This is a genomic window from Prevotella pallens (assembly GCF_900454935.1).
GTDB lineage: Bacteria > Bacteroidota > Bacteroidia > Bacteroidales > Bacteroidaceae > Prevotella > Prevotella pallens.
The window spans coordinates 624,962-638,638 of record NZ_UGTP01000001.1 but is presented as its reverse complement, the minus strand read 5'-3'; the positions used below and the strand labels follow the sequence as shown (position 1 = coordinate 638,638).

Below are 13,677 nucleotides of genomic sequence, written 5' to 3'. Positions count from 1 at the left end.
TGAGAAACAAAGTTCTCAAAACACTTGAATATGTCAAAAATTTCACCTATCTTGATACTGCAAACATAACAAGTAAGCAAAAAACTGACAGGACAAAGGTAGCTATTAAAATCGAGAATATCACTTCCTTCGGTGGAATTTACATCATTTCTTTGTGGCTTTTCATACTTCCCCATTGGTTTGGGTGGGGGATTTCATGCTTAGAAAAGACCCAAGAAACACTGAAGCACCTCATATCAACATATAGAGCCCCCCAAAAGACATCTCAACATATAAAATTTTCTCACAAGAAAAAATACTGCGAAATTAAGGAATAAATAAAAAAATTTTATATATAAACCAAGATTTTTTTTATTATACTTTATTGGATTAATAGCATTTATATATAACTTTGTTTTGTTTTTAAGTTGCTGTCACTTTTAACATTTCGCATAAACAACAGATTATAAACTACTTATGGTGTATATGCGAGTGACAGTAGTGACAGCAACTTTGAAAACTCATTCAGATAGCAACTAACATCTCAAGCTGGACTGACCAGACTGTACTGCGTTGCTACGTACTGCAACCAAATACTCTGTACCATGCGAAGAATGCTTACTATGGAGATTCGGGATATTTGCAAGAACACGACCGAAATGAGAAAGACTTGTTAGGTTCAGCTGACTGCCATACCGCTGACGAAGTAGGCTAAAAATGGAAGCTGCAGTCATATAAGCCCCCTTGGTCAAGTCTTTAGGAATAGAGAAACTATCTAAAAAGAGAGCTTCGGCAGGGGTACGTTGTTGATATTGCACGTTATTCTCCATAATATCCTGGGTATCAGCCTCATCAAACCAATAGCGTCTACCAGCCACAAGTTCGGCAACAGCCTGTGCGTAGAGCTGTTCATAGTCTATGTGTTCGGGCAAACGAATAGGACCTGTTAGTGTAACTGCAATAAAACGGCGGCAACCACTGGGATCGCTAAAAACATCTGAAACGTTTGCCGTGGCAATGAAAGAGGCAATGCGTGGCAATGTAACTTGTTGCTGGCAATAAGGCTGACGGATTTTAATGTTTGCAAGCTGCATAACATTCTTTAAAAATCCGTCTTGCGTCTTTGCTGACAGCGTATTGAATTCATCAATATTAATCAGTAACGACTGTGTCATTGCGCGCAATGTATTCTGCTTCTCACTAATGATAAGATTATCGTTATATCCCCATTGCAACGCCTCTGGTAGAAGACGTTTACAGAAAGTAGACTTCCGATAGCCTTGTCGGGAGATGAGCAACGGTGCCACACTGTTACCATGTGAGATATTCAGCCCTAACCATTGTGCCACCATTGCAAGAAACCACGTGTGAAACCATTCTGCCCACCGTGTGTTGTCATTAGGTACACAGTCTGCCAGCATTTCAATATGATTCTTTCCGTTCCATCGTCCTCGCAATCTTTCGAGGAAAATATCCACAGGATTAAAAGCCTTAACAAAATCCGACTCCATATATCGTCGGATATCTTTGTCCCACGCATCAATCCCATCAAGACGCGCCTTAATAGCAATAGTATTGCGCATTCGTTCATCTACAGCCACAAAAGGTTCGTTACTTCCAGCCTTGCGAGCTTCTGTACACCCTAAGGCGGTATTAAATCTCATTTCATACTTCCGCTCAAGATAGTTGAGCAACCGACGAGTAATGTCGTTTTTAAGTCTTTCCGACTGTCTGTTCCGCTGATTTTCAGCTTTAATGTTTTTAAGGTTCTTACTTTTCATAAATGATTGTTTTAAGTTGATGAATAGATAAATTATTTGTGAGAAAGGAAATAAGCAAAACTGTTGCTATGTCTTTTCCTGCCCAATCCGTTTGTCATTTCTCATATAAAAATGAAATTGCGCATAACGCACTGCCCTATTTGTGGGCATATTAAAAAAATATGTACACATGAATAAAAGATTTAAGAAAACAAATTCAAAAAAGAAGATGCCGTTAGTTTGTAGGAAATCATACTAAGCATATCATAGCTCTTCCTTATTTTCGCTTGCAAAGATACAAAACAGAGATACCCCTTGTCAAGTTTTTCACGAATTATTTTTATTTTGCTGTCACTCCCATCACCCTCTTACGACTTATAACACTTTATAAATCAATTAAATACCACAAATGTTAAAAATGACAGCAACCAGTTTTCAAACTTAGTGCAGTAGATAAGAAATTTACTGAAAAGAGTAAATAAGATTTTTCATATCTATATCAAGCTTCATGTAGGTTATAATACAGACATTGGCTGGCTCTTTCATGGTGAGTGCCAGCACAGTGTGCGTAATCGTGGGAAGATTGGTTGTATTCTTCAAGAGACCTAATAATCTATTATCAAAGTCCACTCAAATAATCATATTCCTTCTTGTATCGTTCAATACGTTCATAATCCTTCTTTGCTGGATTAGGAATACGAGTAAGGTCCATATTGTGAGTAAGATCGTGCATCTTTACGGCAGTTGCAAGGGCATTGCTTTTAATTCGCTGAATATATGTTTCCCTATCAGGCGCAAGGTGATGATTAAGCAAATGTAAAGCATCGGCAAGTTCAAGTCTATCAGTATCTGATAAGGGAGTTCCTAATTTCGCATCTAACAAGTTAAGTACTTCTTCAACAGAATGTGGAGTATCTTCACTTGCATCGTGTAGATAACCCACAACCTGCTCTTTCCAAGTACTTCCCATTTTGGCAACAGTCGTAAGATGGTCAGTGAAATAATCAATCCCAGCCTTGTCCACTTGCCCTTTGTGTAGCTCGCAAGCTAATACGGCAGCACATTGTACGATGTCCTTTTCTTGATTACCTAACATTGCTAAAATTGAGTTTATATGTAACAAAAATCTCTACAAGTCTACTCTGAGTGATTCTATCATAGCACAAAGATACTTCTTTTTATGAACACTTTAACCCTTTACCCCACCTAATTCCATAGTATTATATAAAACAAATTGCAGCAACCCATTACCGGACTGCTGCAATTATTTTCGTTTTAAAAATTTACTTCACTTCCTCAAACTTATCCTATACTGATAATCAATGACTTACATTTGCGTGGTACAAAAATGTTTCCTTAATTTGAGTAGTATTGATTAGAAAACATCTTGTATGTTATCGTCAAAGCATAAAACTAAGCACATTTAAGCTTTGTTTAATACTAATTTGTTAAGGTAACAAAGCTCTCTAAGTCTTTGTAATTCATTGATTATTTCAACGTATTTATCTGGAGAATATGTCCATATGTCATTTTCGCATTTTATAACATCTTCTTTTCCGGGTTGGCTATTAGTACATATTCTCACCAGTTTACGTATATTTATTTGTTTAAAATCGTCTGAATCTTCTATATCTTTATAATATTTTTTTACACTTTTTCTTGTTTGATTTATTATCATGTTGATAACTTTAGATTGACCAACAATAGTGAGGTTGTTTATGGTATATTTACCATTACGCTCTACAAACTTGTTCTGTAAGTCTTTTAATAATTCGTCAATTTCATTAGCCTTTTCTATAATAATACCTTTTTCACCTTTTTTTGATTCGATACTTTGGCTGATAATGTAAGCTATGTATATTGTTAGCAATGCATTGCAGATAAAATACAGTAGCTCGAATATATTAAATTTGTTATCGTAGAAGAAGAAATTTAAGTCTGAAAGTATTAGTCCGACTATCCAACCTAATGAAAAAATAATAAGTATATTAACTTTTTTCATATGCATCTTTTATATATTCCCAACATTCTTCTTTCAATTCTGGTTCTTCATCTGAGATTATCACTAAAGTGTTACACACCGCACCATAGTCTAATTTTTCTTCTCTAATTAACCCCCCAAAAACTTCTTCAAGGAAAGATGTCCCATAACCAGCTGTACCATCTAAATCTATTATAAACTTTTCCTGATTACGAATACACTCTTTTAATAAAGGATATATTATCTTTCTTAAACTGATACCAGAGTACTTCCCCTCTCCTTCATTGCGAGCAGATGGTACTCTAGAAAATTGTGTTGCTATAGAATATTTCATAATTTATACTGCTAAGGGTAGATTCTTACATTGTGCATCTATTTCTATATAAACGAAAGTTCCATTTAATTTATTGTCAAGTATTTCATATTTATCCTCGTTGGGTTTACCCATCGAGTCATTGGAGATTAATACTAAATTGCTTATATACCCAGTTTTTAAGCGATTATAAATACCAGGGATGCCTTTACCTCTATATTCTTTGCCAGTTACGGTCTTGTGAAAGGTGCCTTCAAAAATGTTTTTTAAAAGTTCTGCATGATTCTGTGGATTACACCACGGAGAAATTTTCTTTACCCAATCATATAATTTATCAGTAATGGGTTTGTTATCTAAACTCTTAAAGATGCCCATACCATAATCTATAAAAGAGAAGCAAATTCTCTTGGGATCCTTCTTCTTTTCCATATTCAGCCACCAATATTTATCACCTATAATTTTACTAGCATGGTTATTGGTATTTTGCATTAGTTCCAAGAATACTCTTTGTAACCCTGTGCAACGTCGTTCTTCTCCCCAAAGATATGCAGAGTTTTTTGTTATTAAGTCTGCTGTAAGTTGAGAATCTACATTTTTCTGTGCATGTGTAAATATGTCATTTTTCGTAAGATCATATTTACTCTCTTCTGCGTAGTTAAAATTATAAATAGCATCATAAAAACATGTCTTCTCTAGTTTTGTCCTCGTTTTTTTATCTTTTGGATAATTTCCGTTAAATTTAATCTTTCTTGTTTTGAAAAGAACGAGGTTGGATAGTAATATTAAAATTCCATCCCCACTAATATTACTTACACGAGACAAATTAATAAATACTTTTTTCTTCTTTTCAAAACATTCTCTTAGTCTTGATATAAAATGAAGTACTGATTCAGTATTATCTATTAAAGATAAATTATCGGGAGCAGGAATTTTTATGTAATCATAAAATTTTCGTTTATAAATATTTCTCCATTTAAGTTCCTCCTTACAAACACCTTGTGCTAAGGCTCTTTTCCTTTTGATTTCTTTCTTACGTTGTGCCTTCTTACGAAGAATTCTTTTTTGCCGAGCCCTTATAGAGATTTTACTAAGCCAAAATGATTTTTTCATATATTATGGTTCTGCTGCCATTAGTATGTCATCCTCGTGGATTTCGTACATCTTGGCTGATTTTGTTGAATAATTCTCTTGTTCATTATCCGTCCACTGCTCACATTGTTTGATGACAGTTTCCAGTGCATTGGCAGCTTCTTCTGGTGGGTAATGATATTTTTTCAGAAGATGTTTAATCATTCTGCGCATACCTGCACGGGCTGATTCTTTCTTCTGCCAGTCGATAGTGCGGTTCTTACGCAGAGAGTCGGTGAGTTCTTTTGTCATAGCTACCAATTCTTCATTACTATAGAAGTCGTGAACTGCTTGCGGTTTCGTCAAGGCATCATAGAATGACTTTTCTTCGGGAGTGAGACCAAGTTCATTAGCTGCAGAATCGGCCGAGGCAATATCTTTTGCCAACTGCAAAAGTTCTTGGATAACTTCTTCGTTGGTGAGTAATCCTTTAAGGTAGTTGGACAAAGAACGATTGAGAAGATCTGAGAATTTCTCTGACTGCACGATATTGGTCTTTTGATAGAGTGCCACTTTCTCTGCCAATAACTTTTTAAGCAGTTCTACAGCTATATTCTTTTCTTTCATCTTAGAAATTTCATCTAAGAAGGCTGTATCAAAGAGGGAAAATTCGGCTTTAACATCAGAGAAAAGATTGATTACACCTTTACTTTTTACACTTTGTTTCAGCAATTCACTGATACGAGCATTGATTTCTTTCTTCGTAACTTTCCCTTTTCCTGTCATTCGGGAGAGTAAAGTGCGTACAGTTTCAAAGAATGCAGCCAAGAAGCGTTGCTCTTCATTCAACAGGCTTCGGCAAAGAGTGATGGAATTGTGCAGCAATGCAGCTTCTTTCATATATAATGGCAGTTGTTCTTGTTTATCGGCTGCCAACATAAAGTTCACGCCACCTTTGATTAATTTAGCACGGTCAGCATCTGTCCCTGTGTGGAACTTACTATAATTATAACCATGAAATAAGTCTTGGCACACTTCCAACTTCTCTTTGAACTTTGTAAAAGCCATACCTTTGATGTCTGGGTTTCCAAAGTTCTTTCTGTCGCGTCCCGTATAATCACGCATGGCTTCTTTCAAGGCTTTGGCAATACCAATATAGTCAACAACCAATCCACCCACTTTGCCATTGAATACACGGTTCACTCGTGCAATGGCTTGCATTAGGTTATGTCCGCTCATTGGTTTGTAAACATACATAGTTGCCAATGAGGGAACGTCGAAGCCTGTGAGCCACATATCGACTACAATAGCAATCTTCATCGGGTCGTTGTCATCCTTAAATCGTTTGGCAAGTTCTTTCTTATACTGCTTGTTTCCGATAATGTCGTGCCATTCTTCTGGGTCTTGGTTGCTGCCCGTCATGACAACTTTCATTTTATCCGTCCATTTTGGGCGAAGCTCCAGTAGTCGGTGATAAATGCTCATCGCTATGGGACGCGAATATGCCACTATCATTGCCTTACCAGTCAATTCATATTGACGGTTTTCTTCATAGTGTTTGATAATGTCTTGACAAAGAGAATCGATGGTAGCTGGTGCACCGAGTATCTCTTCCAAGTGTGACATCTCTTTCTTGCTTTTCTCTATTTGTTCTGTTGTTGCACCTTCTTCAGCCAACAGCTCGTATTCGTCATCAAGGGCTTGCAAGGTTACATCGTCAAGATTTAGATTGATAACTCTAGATTCATAATATACAGGACAAGTAGCACCGTCATTAACCGCCTGCGTCATGTCATAAATATCAATGTAATCGCCAAAAACCTCTACAGTATCTCGATCTTTGGTGGAAATAGGTGTACCAGTAAAGCCAATATATGAAGCATTGGGTAGTGAATTGTGAATGATTCTTGCCGTGCCGATAGAGACCTTACCTGTAGTGACGTCGATTTTTTCCTCAAAACCATATTGCCCTCTATGTGCCTCATCAGTCATCACGATAATATTTCTTCGCTCTGACAAAGGTTCGTCAGACTCCTCAAACTTCTGCATGGTTGTGAAGATAATGCCATTAGCTTCTCGTCCACTCAATAGCTCTTTTAGATTCTCACGACTATTGGCTTGCACTGGTGTTTGACGCAAGAACTCCTTACATTTAGAGAATTGGGTATAGAGTTGATCGTCTAAATCGTTGCGGTCGGTAATCACAACAATAGTGGGCTGTGATAACTCTTGTTGCAGCAAGTGGGCGTAGAAAACCATAGACAATGATTTTCCGCTACCTTGCGTATGCCAGAACACACCGATTTTACCATTACTTACCGTAGCATGTTTGGTACGTTCGATGGCTTTCTTCACTGCAAAATACTGATGATACCCTGCTAATATCTTGGCACTCCCTTTTTCTTCTTTGGAAAAACAGATAAAGTTCTTGATTATGTCTAAGAGTCGTTCCCTTTGAAATATTCCTTCAAAGAATGTATCATAATCGACAAATTCCGTACTTTCATAATTGCCATCTTTTGTTTTCCATTCCATGTAGCGATCTTCCTTGCTGGTAATTGTTCCAGCTTTGGAAAGAGCCATATCGCTCATTACACAGAACATGTTGAAAGAGAACAACGATGGTATATCCTTCATATAATTGCGGAGTTGAAGATATGCTTCTGAAGCGTCCGTCTCTTCGCGGGAAGGTGATTTTAATTCTACAACCACCAATGGTAAACCATTCACAAATACAATGATATCGGCACGTTTCTCTGCATTTTCAATGAATGTCCATTGGTTGATAACTTGAAAAGTGTTTTTGTCCGTATGCTCAAAGTCTATCAAATAAACCATTTCATTGCGCATTTCCTTGCCATTGAAAAAAGAGACTTCTATGCCATGCTGCAAATAGTCTGTAAAAGTTTCATTACGCTGCGCCAAACTACCCATATCAATATTGCGTAGTTTGATAATCGCCTCGTGAATAGCTGCATGTGGCTTCTTTGGATTAACAGTTTGCAGACTTTCTTCTAATTGTGCCTCATAATATGGCACATAGTAGTCTCTTTCAATATTTGGACCGTACAAATATTGATAGCCCATTCCCTCAAAGAGGGATATCAGTGCTTTTTCGTAATTATCTTCTGTGAAGGGCATTGTATTTTACTTTTATTGTTCATTCATTTCTAAAAGAAATTCTAAATAATCTATATAGTTAGCTTTATAAGCTTGATAATCTAAGTTGTAAAGAGCCTCTGATGCTGATAAGTGTACGCCTCCTACTTCTAATGGATTTTCTTCATCAAACCAATCATTAAAGCACTCGCAATCTTGATAAATTAATCTTTGGTTAGCGTGGTGGGCATAACTGAAATAAAAATGTAAAATGAACCCACAGAGTACATCTGTTGTTTTGTATATCAGTAGGGATAGTGATTTGTCTATCTGAGGATGCAAAACATCCAAACCATGTGAAGCAAATCCTGCATTATTTCGTATCTCTGCAATTGATTGGGCGACAGTAGAAATTCTACGGCATAGTTCAGATAGACCAACTATTTCCTTTCCAGTCTGTTCTATAAGATGTTCTAAGGTCTGTTTTACTAAACCATTAAATGAAATATCATCTTTATACGTTGTATTTTGATTAGTGAGAATTGTTTTGCAAAGTGCTTCTGTCAGACTTTTGCTTACTTCAACACACAAAGAAGGATTAATCTCAACATTGTTTTCTATTGTTGAAATATGCGTTTCAAAAGTCCTAAGACTTGGTTCTTTTGCAATATATTCTCTTGTCCACTGCATAATTAATCTTAATTTAAATTATCATTTATCCGTCGATTGAGTTCTATTTTATCATCTAAGGAAGAGAGAATTTTCCCAATTCTCTTTTGTTCTTTAATATTGGGAATTTCAATTTCATAGTTTGCAAAGGTCGATTTGTTAATAATTGGTACTGCCGTTGATGTCTTACTAAGGTAATTTAGATACTTGCCAACAACAGTCATCAAGTAATATATAAAATCTGCATCATTTTCCTCATTCGGTACAATAGAATTAAATTGTTGATTCGTCACAGTTGGTTTTTTCGTAAGCACAACTTTTCCTAAATCAGAACCTATGCAACTAACGCATATCGATTTTGAAGGAAGCAAACAGTTTTTTACCTCATTCAGACCAATTTTTGTTAAAGTCTTAGATGTCGTTGGAGAAAATTTCTCAGACAAATTATCCGATGGAGTCAGAAAAGGGATCTTCCCTCCATAATTTTCCAAGATAGATGTTCGAGGGGTTTTACCAGTAATCACCTTCCCTAAATCCGATATGTGTTTCTTATATAATTTCATAAATACTTCTGCTCACTTATGTATTAAAAAGATATTGTTCAACAGACTTGATATAGCTTTCAAACCGTTTTGCATCGTTACTGTCTATAAATGATATTGTACGATACTCTATATCTTGTAAGTTGTTTAGAATATATCTTCGTTTGTCCTCATTATTACGTGTACCTGCTCCAAAGGGCTTAGGTAGTAGCGATGTCATTCTATGTGCCAAATGTTTACCTGTACCAAATAAAACATATTTATCACATTTTGTGTTCCTAAGCTGATATACACCACTTCCTAATGGAGCTATTAAATAATCTCCTTTTCTTGGATCTGGAAAAGATTTCCAATTACTCCATCCAGTATTATATATTTTTTCAAACTCTTCCATAAATGGGAATTTAGTTGTTTATATCATTAATTTTCAGCTCGCCAGACATTAGTTTAGGAAGGAGTGTATCACGCAATAGAGCTAGTTTTCTAATTTCGCACTCTTTTTCAATAATCTGGTCTAGAAATGGAGCCATTAAAATATCTAATTTTTTCATTACACTATTATTGGGGAACAGAACTTCTGCTTTTTCCAGTTCTCCTCGTTTAATATGCCCCATAGTGACAGCCTTATCCTTTGCAATTCTAATAAAATTATCTAAATGATGTTTTGTCCAAAAATAGTAAAACCATTTAGGTGTTGTTTTTGAACTAACCTTGAAAAGATGTTGGTTAAGTCCACATTTTCCCCCACACCATATTTTTACCATAAGAGTACCTGACCATGAGAATATAGCATCACCATCATATACCTTGTAATACGAATCAATTTCATTTGAACAAAAATCGGACGAAGAGTCTATTCTGCCCTGTCCCAATTCCTTTATTTTTAATACAGGTAACCCCTTCTCGCCACTAATTGGACGATACTTCTGCATCGCAAGTCCATTCACATAATTAGCGGCATCTGCCAACGACCCGACAGAGAACTCACCTAAAAGTTCTGGGGTATCTATAAAATAATAATTGAACAACGCCTGAGCCTGTTGCTCTAAATTATCATTTATATGGCGGTTTAATTCGATTTTATCATCAAGGGATTTGAGAACAGAAACCACTTTGTCTTGTGTCGCTTTTGATGGAAGTAATATATCAATATCTTCTATTACTGGAACTGTCAGACTAGGAACAGCAGAGCCAACATTCAGACTAGCAAAGTCTTTCTTACAAATGGAATAGTAAACGAATAATGGATTGGCTATAGAAGCGTTGATAATGGACCAAAACATAGTGTCAACAGTCCAGAAAGGTTTGTCGGCATATATTACATTGTTCAAACTACCTTTTCTCGGAATTAATATTGAAGGGCTATCGTACAGCGACCGCTCACCATAACGCATGATGCCTCCACTGCCGTATATAGGTATATCGCCATCAGCTAATTGCTTATGGTCTTTGCCGTATTTGATAGTCAGGACATCTCCCAACTTATATTCTTTCCATTCTTCCATAAATGGGAATTTAGTTGTTTATATCATTAATTTTCAGCTCGCCAGACATCAGCTTTGGGAGAAGCGTGTCGCGGAGACTAATAAGTTTATCAGTTTCTTGAAGCAATTTTGCCATTCGTTTGTAATAAGGAGCAAGGATCTCGTTCATTATTTTAGCTTCTGAATCGGACGGTTTCCTTATTTCAAATTCAGGCAATGCCTTTTTGTTAAGGTGAAGAACAGTTGTCCCGTTTATATAACCAAGGCAATGACCCTTGAACATTTTATTTTTAAGCATTGTTGCAAGTAAAAACCTATAAGGAAATATTTCTTTAGGTAGAACTTTTACCAAATCCATTGAGAAAATTATGCTATTATATTTACCACAAGTAAGTAATAATTCAGTATTACCAATCACATCTGCATTTTGGGTTAAATCGGTATGCGCCACTAATATGTCGAATAAATTCGCATAGTGGCACTCTTTTAGTTTAGCTGATGGGTTGATACCCTTAAAGCCTCCAGCCTTAAACCCACCATTTCGCACAAAGTTTTTTATGGTTGCCATAGCTACGTTTGAGAAATCGGTCAATTCTTTGCCCGTATATGAATATCCACCAACGAATGAAGCAACTTCTGACAATGAAATCTTTTTCCAATTAGAATTGGGATTATCTACGAACCAAGATTTGAACAAAGCTTGTGCCTGTTGCTCTAAATTATCATTTATCCGCTGATTGAGCTCTATCTTGTTATCGAACATAGAGATAAAATCAGCAATTTGTTCTTGTAAGTTTAATGGGGGTAGGATGATTGATATTGCACTTAAATTAGCTTGATTGAGTTTGGGTTGTGCCGAACCTGTTATGTAACCTGACAAATCTATATTATTAAGAATATAACACAAGTATCTAATGTCACATATCCCATTACTCTCTACTATATGAGCATGATTATTAACCCAATATTTTCCATGAGCTAATTGAGCTATATCTTGCTTTTTGGATTTGAGATTTTCTCCATCTTCTGCTATAAGTAAATATGTTCCATCGAAGATATAATCATCAATATAATCAATAATACCTTGTGCACCATAATAAGGAAATCCCCCTTCTCGTGTTTTCCTTTCTGCTGAAGATAAAGGAATTCTTTTATAGTCTAAGATATTAATAACTTCTCCCAATTTATATTCTTTCCACTCTTCCATATTAAGCGTCAATCATTTTGTTCATAATAATATGAATAGTCAATCCCCTTCATAAACATTTCTCTATCATCAATCTTTGTGGTAAGCGCAGGTTGTACCAAAGCTTTGATGTGTGTACTATCAGATACACTCTCACGCATTGCAGACAAATACTCGTTCTTGTCTATTTGGCTCCAATCCACACATCGCTTGAGAGAACGCCTCAACATGAGATCAAGCCAGATACGAGTGCTTCGTCCATTACCTTCCATAAATGGATGAGCTACGTTCATTTCGACATACTTGTCCATTATTTCGTCGAAGGTGTTTTCTGGCATTCTTTCAATTGTTTGTAGCGTAGCAGGGAAGTGCATACAGTTAGCAAAGGCAAAGCCACCTTTGGAGATATTCTTCGTGCGGATTTGTCCAGCAAAGTCATACAAACCTCCAAAGAGATAAGCATGAATCTGTTGTAAACATTGTATGCTGCCTGGCTCAAGACTTTTCAGCAAACCACTTTCATATAACTGATATGCTTTCTTTCGACTTTGACCATCTAATGTATTATCACTATATGTAAACCAATCAAGGAACTCATTTGCTCGATTGTTAGGATAGTGCTTTGCTAATAAAGTCACTCCTTCACTATCAAGGACATCTGCAATACGCATCTTGCCATCTGGTGCTTCAAATTTAAAGCTGTGAGTAGTACTCACGGGTTCAATGCCTTCTTGTTTCAACTTACGTTTTAACCAACGCCAATAGTTACCAGCTTTGGTGTAGTCAGGCTCATCGTTAATGGCACGTACAATGTCTGTCGCAGAAAACCACCAACAATTATTTTCTTCATCCCATACGGCACGTACTTCACGGTCGTTGAAGAAACGAATTGATTTCTTATGTTGCTCTTTCTTCTCTTCCATAAATGGGAATTTAGTTGTTTATATCATTAATTTTCAGCTCGCCTGACATCAGTTTGGGAAGAAGCGTATCACGAAGTGATGTTAAGCGCTTACTTTCGAGATAAAGTTGTCCTTTTTTTTCGAATATAGGTGTAACAATCTCATTATATTCTGCTATTTTTTCAACAAAGACAACATTCATGGGCAGTTCTGCTATATGTTTAGGATAAATATGTGGCTGCGCAGAACCTACTTGTGCATCAAATATTTCCTTTTGTCTTTTCTTTAGCATGATATACCAAAAATATACATTTGGAGTTATCGAATCATCAATGTAAGAAGAATCTGAGGCCCAAACAGGAATATGCCATAAATTTATATACCCAGCATTAGCTCCTGATGCTGCTATTGTCAAAACAGGAGCAGTCGTATTGGCTTGGTTATGGTATGTTGCAGGTTCTATACCCCCAGCGACTACTGGTATATCTCCTTTTATTGCATTCTTGGAAAGGAGTCCTTTTCCACGTTTAGGCATAATTAGATCCCCTATCATATTTTCTCCTTCAGTAATATGGGGAAACATTTCGTTGAACAATGCCTGTGCCTGTTGCTCTAAATTATCATTTATCCGCCTATTTTTATGAAATAGCGGTTGATGTGAGCTATATGTGTGATATGCTGTTTGCATTTTGAT

At 36.3% G+C, this 13,677-nt stretch carries 13 protein-coding genes; all 13 read right to left on the bottom strand.

Annotation, left to right across the window (positions count from 1 at the left end; translation table 11 throughout):
• Positions 1 to 515: 515 nt before the first annotated feature.
• Positions 516 to 1,760: a VapE domain-containing protein gene (locus tag DX009_RS02830; protein WP_115082942.1), complete on the bottom strand. Its 1,245-nt coding sequence runs from the start codon at positions 1,758 to 1,760 to the stop codon at positions 516 to 518.
• Between the two features lie 598 nt (positions 1,761 to 2,358).
• Positions 2,359 to 2,835 carry a phosphohydrolase gene (locus DX009_RS02825; protein ID WP_115082941.1) on the bottom strand — a complete coding sequence of 159 codons (477 nt, stop codon included), beginning with the start codon at positions 2,833 to 2,835 and terminating at the stop codon, positions 2,359 to 2,361.
• 327 nt (positions 2,836 to 3,162) lie between these two features.
• A complete protein-coding gene (locus DX009_RS02820) occupies positions 3,163 to 3,741 on the bottom strand; it encodes a hypothetical protein (RefSeq protein ID WP_115082940.1) in 579 nt (192 codons plus the stop codon).
• Positions 3,728 to 4,054, bottom strand: coding sequence for an STAS-like domain-containing protein (locus DX009_RS02815; RefSeq protein WP_115082939.1), 327 nt, complete (start codon positions 4,052 to 4,054; stop codon positions 3,728 to 3,730). The genes DX009_RS02820 and DX009_RS02815 overlap by 14 nt, the downstream gene beginning before the upstream one ends.
• Before the next feature lie 3 nt (positions 4,055 to 4,057).
• A complete protein-coding gene (locus DX009_RS02810) occupies positions 4,058 to 5,143 on the bottom strand; it encodes a hypothetical protein (RefSeq protein ID WP_115082938.1) in 1,086 nt (361 codons plus the stop codon).
• Between the two features lie 3 nt (positions 5,144 to 5,146).
• Positions 5,147 to 8,242, bottom strand: coding sequence for a type I restriction endonuclease subunit R (locus DX009_RS02805; protein ID WP_115082937.1), 3,096 nt, complete (start codon positions 8,240 to 8,242; stop codon positions 5,147 to 5,149).
• Positions 8,243 to 8,254: 12 nt separating this feature from the next.
• Complete coding sequence (locus DX009_RS02800) at positions 8,255 to 8,890, bottom strand: abortive infection family protein (RefSeq protein WP_070667935.1); 636 nt, start codon at positions 8,888 to 8,890, stop codon at positions 8,255 to 8,257.
• Between the two features lie 8 nt (positions 8,891 to 8,898).
• Positions 8,899 to 9,432 (bottom strand): restriction endonuclease subunit S, encoded by a 534-nt coding sequence (locus tag DX009_RS02795; protein WP_115082936.1) that lies wholly within the window; start codon positions 9,430 to 9,432, stop codon positions 8,899 to 8,901.
• Between the two features lie 16 nt (positions 9,433 to 9,448).
• On the bottom strand, positions 9,449 to 9,805 hold the full coding sequence (locus tag DX009_RS02790; protein ID WP_070668426.1) for a hypothetical protein: 357 nt from the start codon (positions 9,803 to 9,805) through the stop codon (positions 9,449 to 9,451).
• 10 nt (positions 9,806 to 9,815) lie between these two features.
• Positions 9,816 to 10,916, bottom strand: a complete 1,101-nt coding sequence (locus DX009_RS02785) for a restriction endonuclease subunit S (protein ID WP_115082935.1) — start codon at positions 10,914 to 10,916, stop codon at positions 9,816 to 9,818.
• A 10-nt stretch (positions 10,917 to 10,926) separates the two neighbouring features.
• Positions 10,927 to 12,102, bottom strand: coding sequence for a restriction endonuclease subunit S (locus DX009_RS13450; RefSeq protein WP_115082934.1), 1,176 nt, complete (start codon positions 12,100 to 12,102; stop codon positions 10,927 to 10,929).
• Between the two features lie 8 nt (positions 12,103 to 12,110).
• Positions 12,111 to 13,004, bottom strand: coding sequence for a protein adenylyltransferase Fic (gene fic / locus DX009_RS02775; RefSeq protein ID WP_115082933.1), 894 nt, complete (start codon positions 13,002 to 13,004; stop codon positions 12,111 to 12,113).
• Positions 13,005 to 13,014: 10 nt separating this feature from the next.
• Positions 13,015 to 13,671 carry a restriction endonuclease subunit S gene (locus DX009_RS13490; RefSeq protein WP_115082932.1) on the bottom strand — a complete coding sequence of 219 codons (657 nt, stop codon included), beginning with the start codon at positions 13,669 to 13,671 and terminating at the stop codon, positions 13,015 to 13,017.
• Positions 13,672 to 13,677: the final 6 nt, after the last annotated feature.

Bases quoted from the DNA above. Each gene is read 5' to 3' on its own strand.
- DX009_RS02795 (WP_115082936.1), bottom strand. From the start codon at position 9,432: ATGAAATTATATAAGAAACACATATCGGATTTAGGGAAGGTGATTACT.
- DX009_RS02810 (WP_115082938.1), bottom strand. From the start codon at position 5,143: ATGAAAAAATCATTTTGGCTTAGTAAAATCTCTATAAGGGCTCGGCAA.
- DX009_RS02800 (WP_070667935.1), bottom strand. From the start codon at position 8,890: ATGCAGTGGACAAGAGAATATATTGCAAAAGAACCAAGTCTTAGGACT.
- DX009_RS13490 (WP_115082932.1), bottom strand. From the start codon at position 13,671: ATGCAAACAGCATATCACACATATAGCTCACATCAACCGCTATTTCAT.
- DX009_RS02790 (WP_070668426.1), bottom strand. From the start codon at position 9,805: ATGGAAGAGTTTGAAAAAATATATAATACTGGATGGAGTAATTGGAAA.
- DX009_RS02825 (WP_115082941.1), bottom strand. From the start codon at position 2,835: ATGTTAGGTAATCAAGAAAAGGACATCGTACAATGTGCTGCCGTATTA.
- DX009_RS02785 (WP_115082935.1), bottom strand. From the start codon at position 10,916: ATGGAAGAATGGAAAGAATATAAGTTGGGAGATGTCCTGACTATCAAA.
- DX009_RS13450 (WP_115082934.1), bottom strand. From the start codon at position 12,102: ATGGAAGAGTGGAAAGAATATAAATTGGGAGAAGTTATTAATATCTTA.
- DX009_RS02820 (WP_115082940.1), bottom strand. From the start codon at position 3,741: ATGAAAAAAGTTAATATACTTATTATTTTTTCATTAGGTTGGATAGTC.
- fic (WP_115082933.1), bottom strand. From the start codon at position 13,004: ATGGAAGAGAAGAAAGAGCAACATAAGAAATCAATTCGTTTCTTCAAC.
- DX009_RS02815 (WP_115082939.1), bottom strand. From the start codon at position 4,054: ATGAAATATTCTATAGCAACACAATTTTCTAGAGTACCATCTGCTCGC.
- DX009_RS02830 (WP_115082942.1), bottom strand. From the start codon at position 1,760: ATGAAAAGTAAGAACCTTAAAAACATTAAAGCTGAAAATCAGCGGAAC.
- DX009_RS02805 (WP_115082937.1), bottom strand. From the start codon at position 8,242: ATGCCCTTCACAGAAGATAATTACGAAAAAGCACTGATATCCCTCTTT.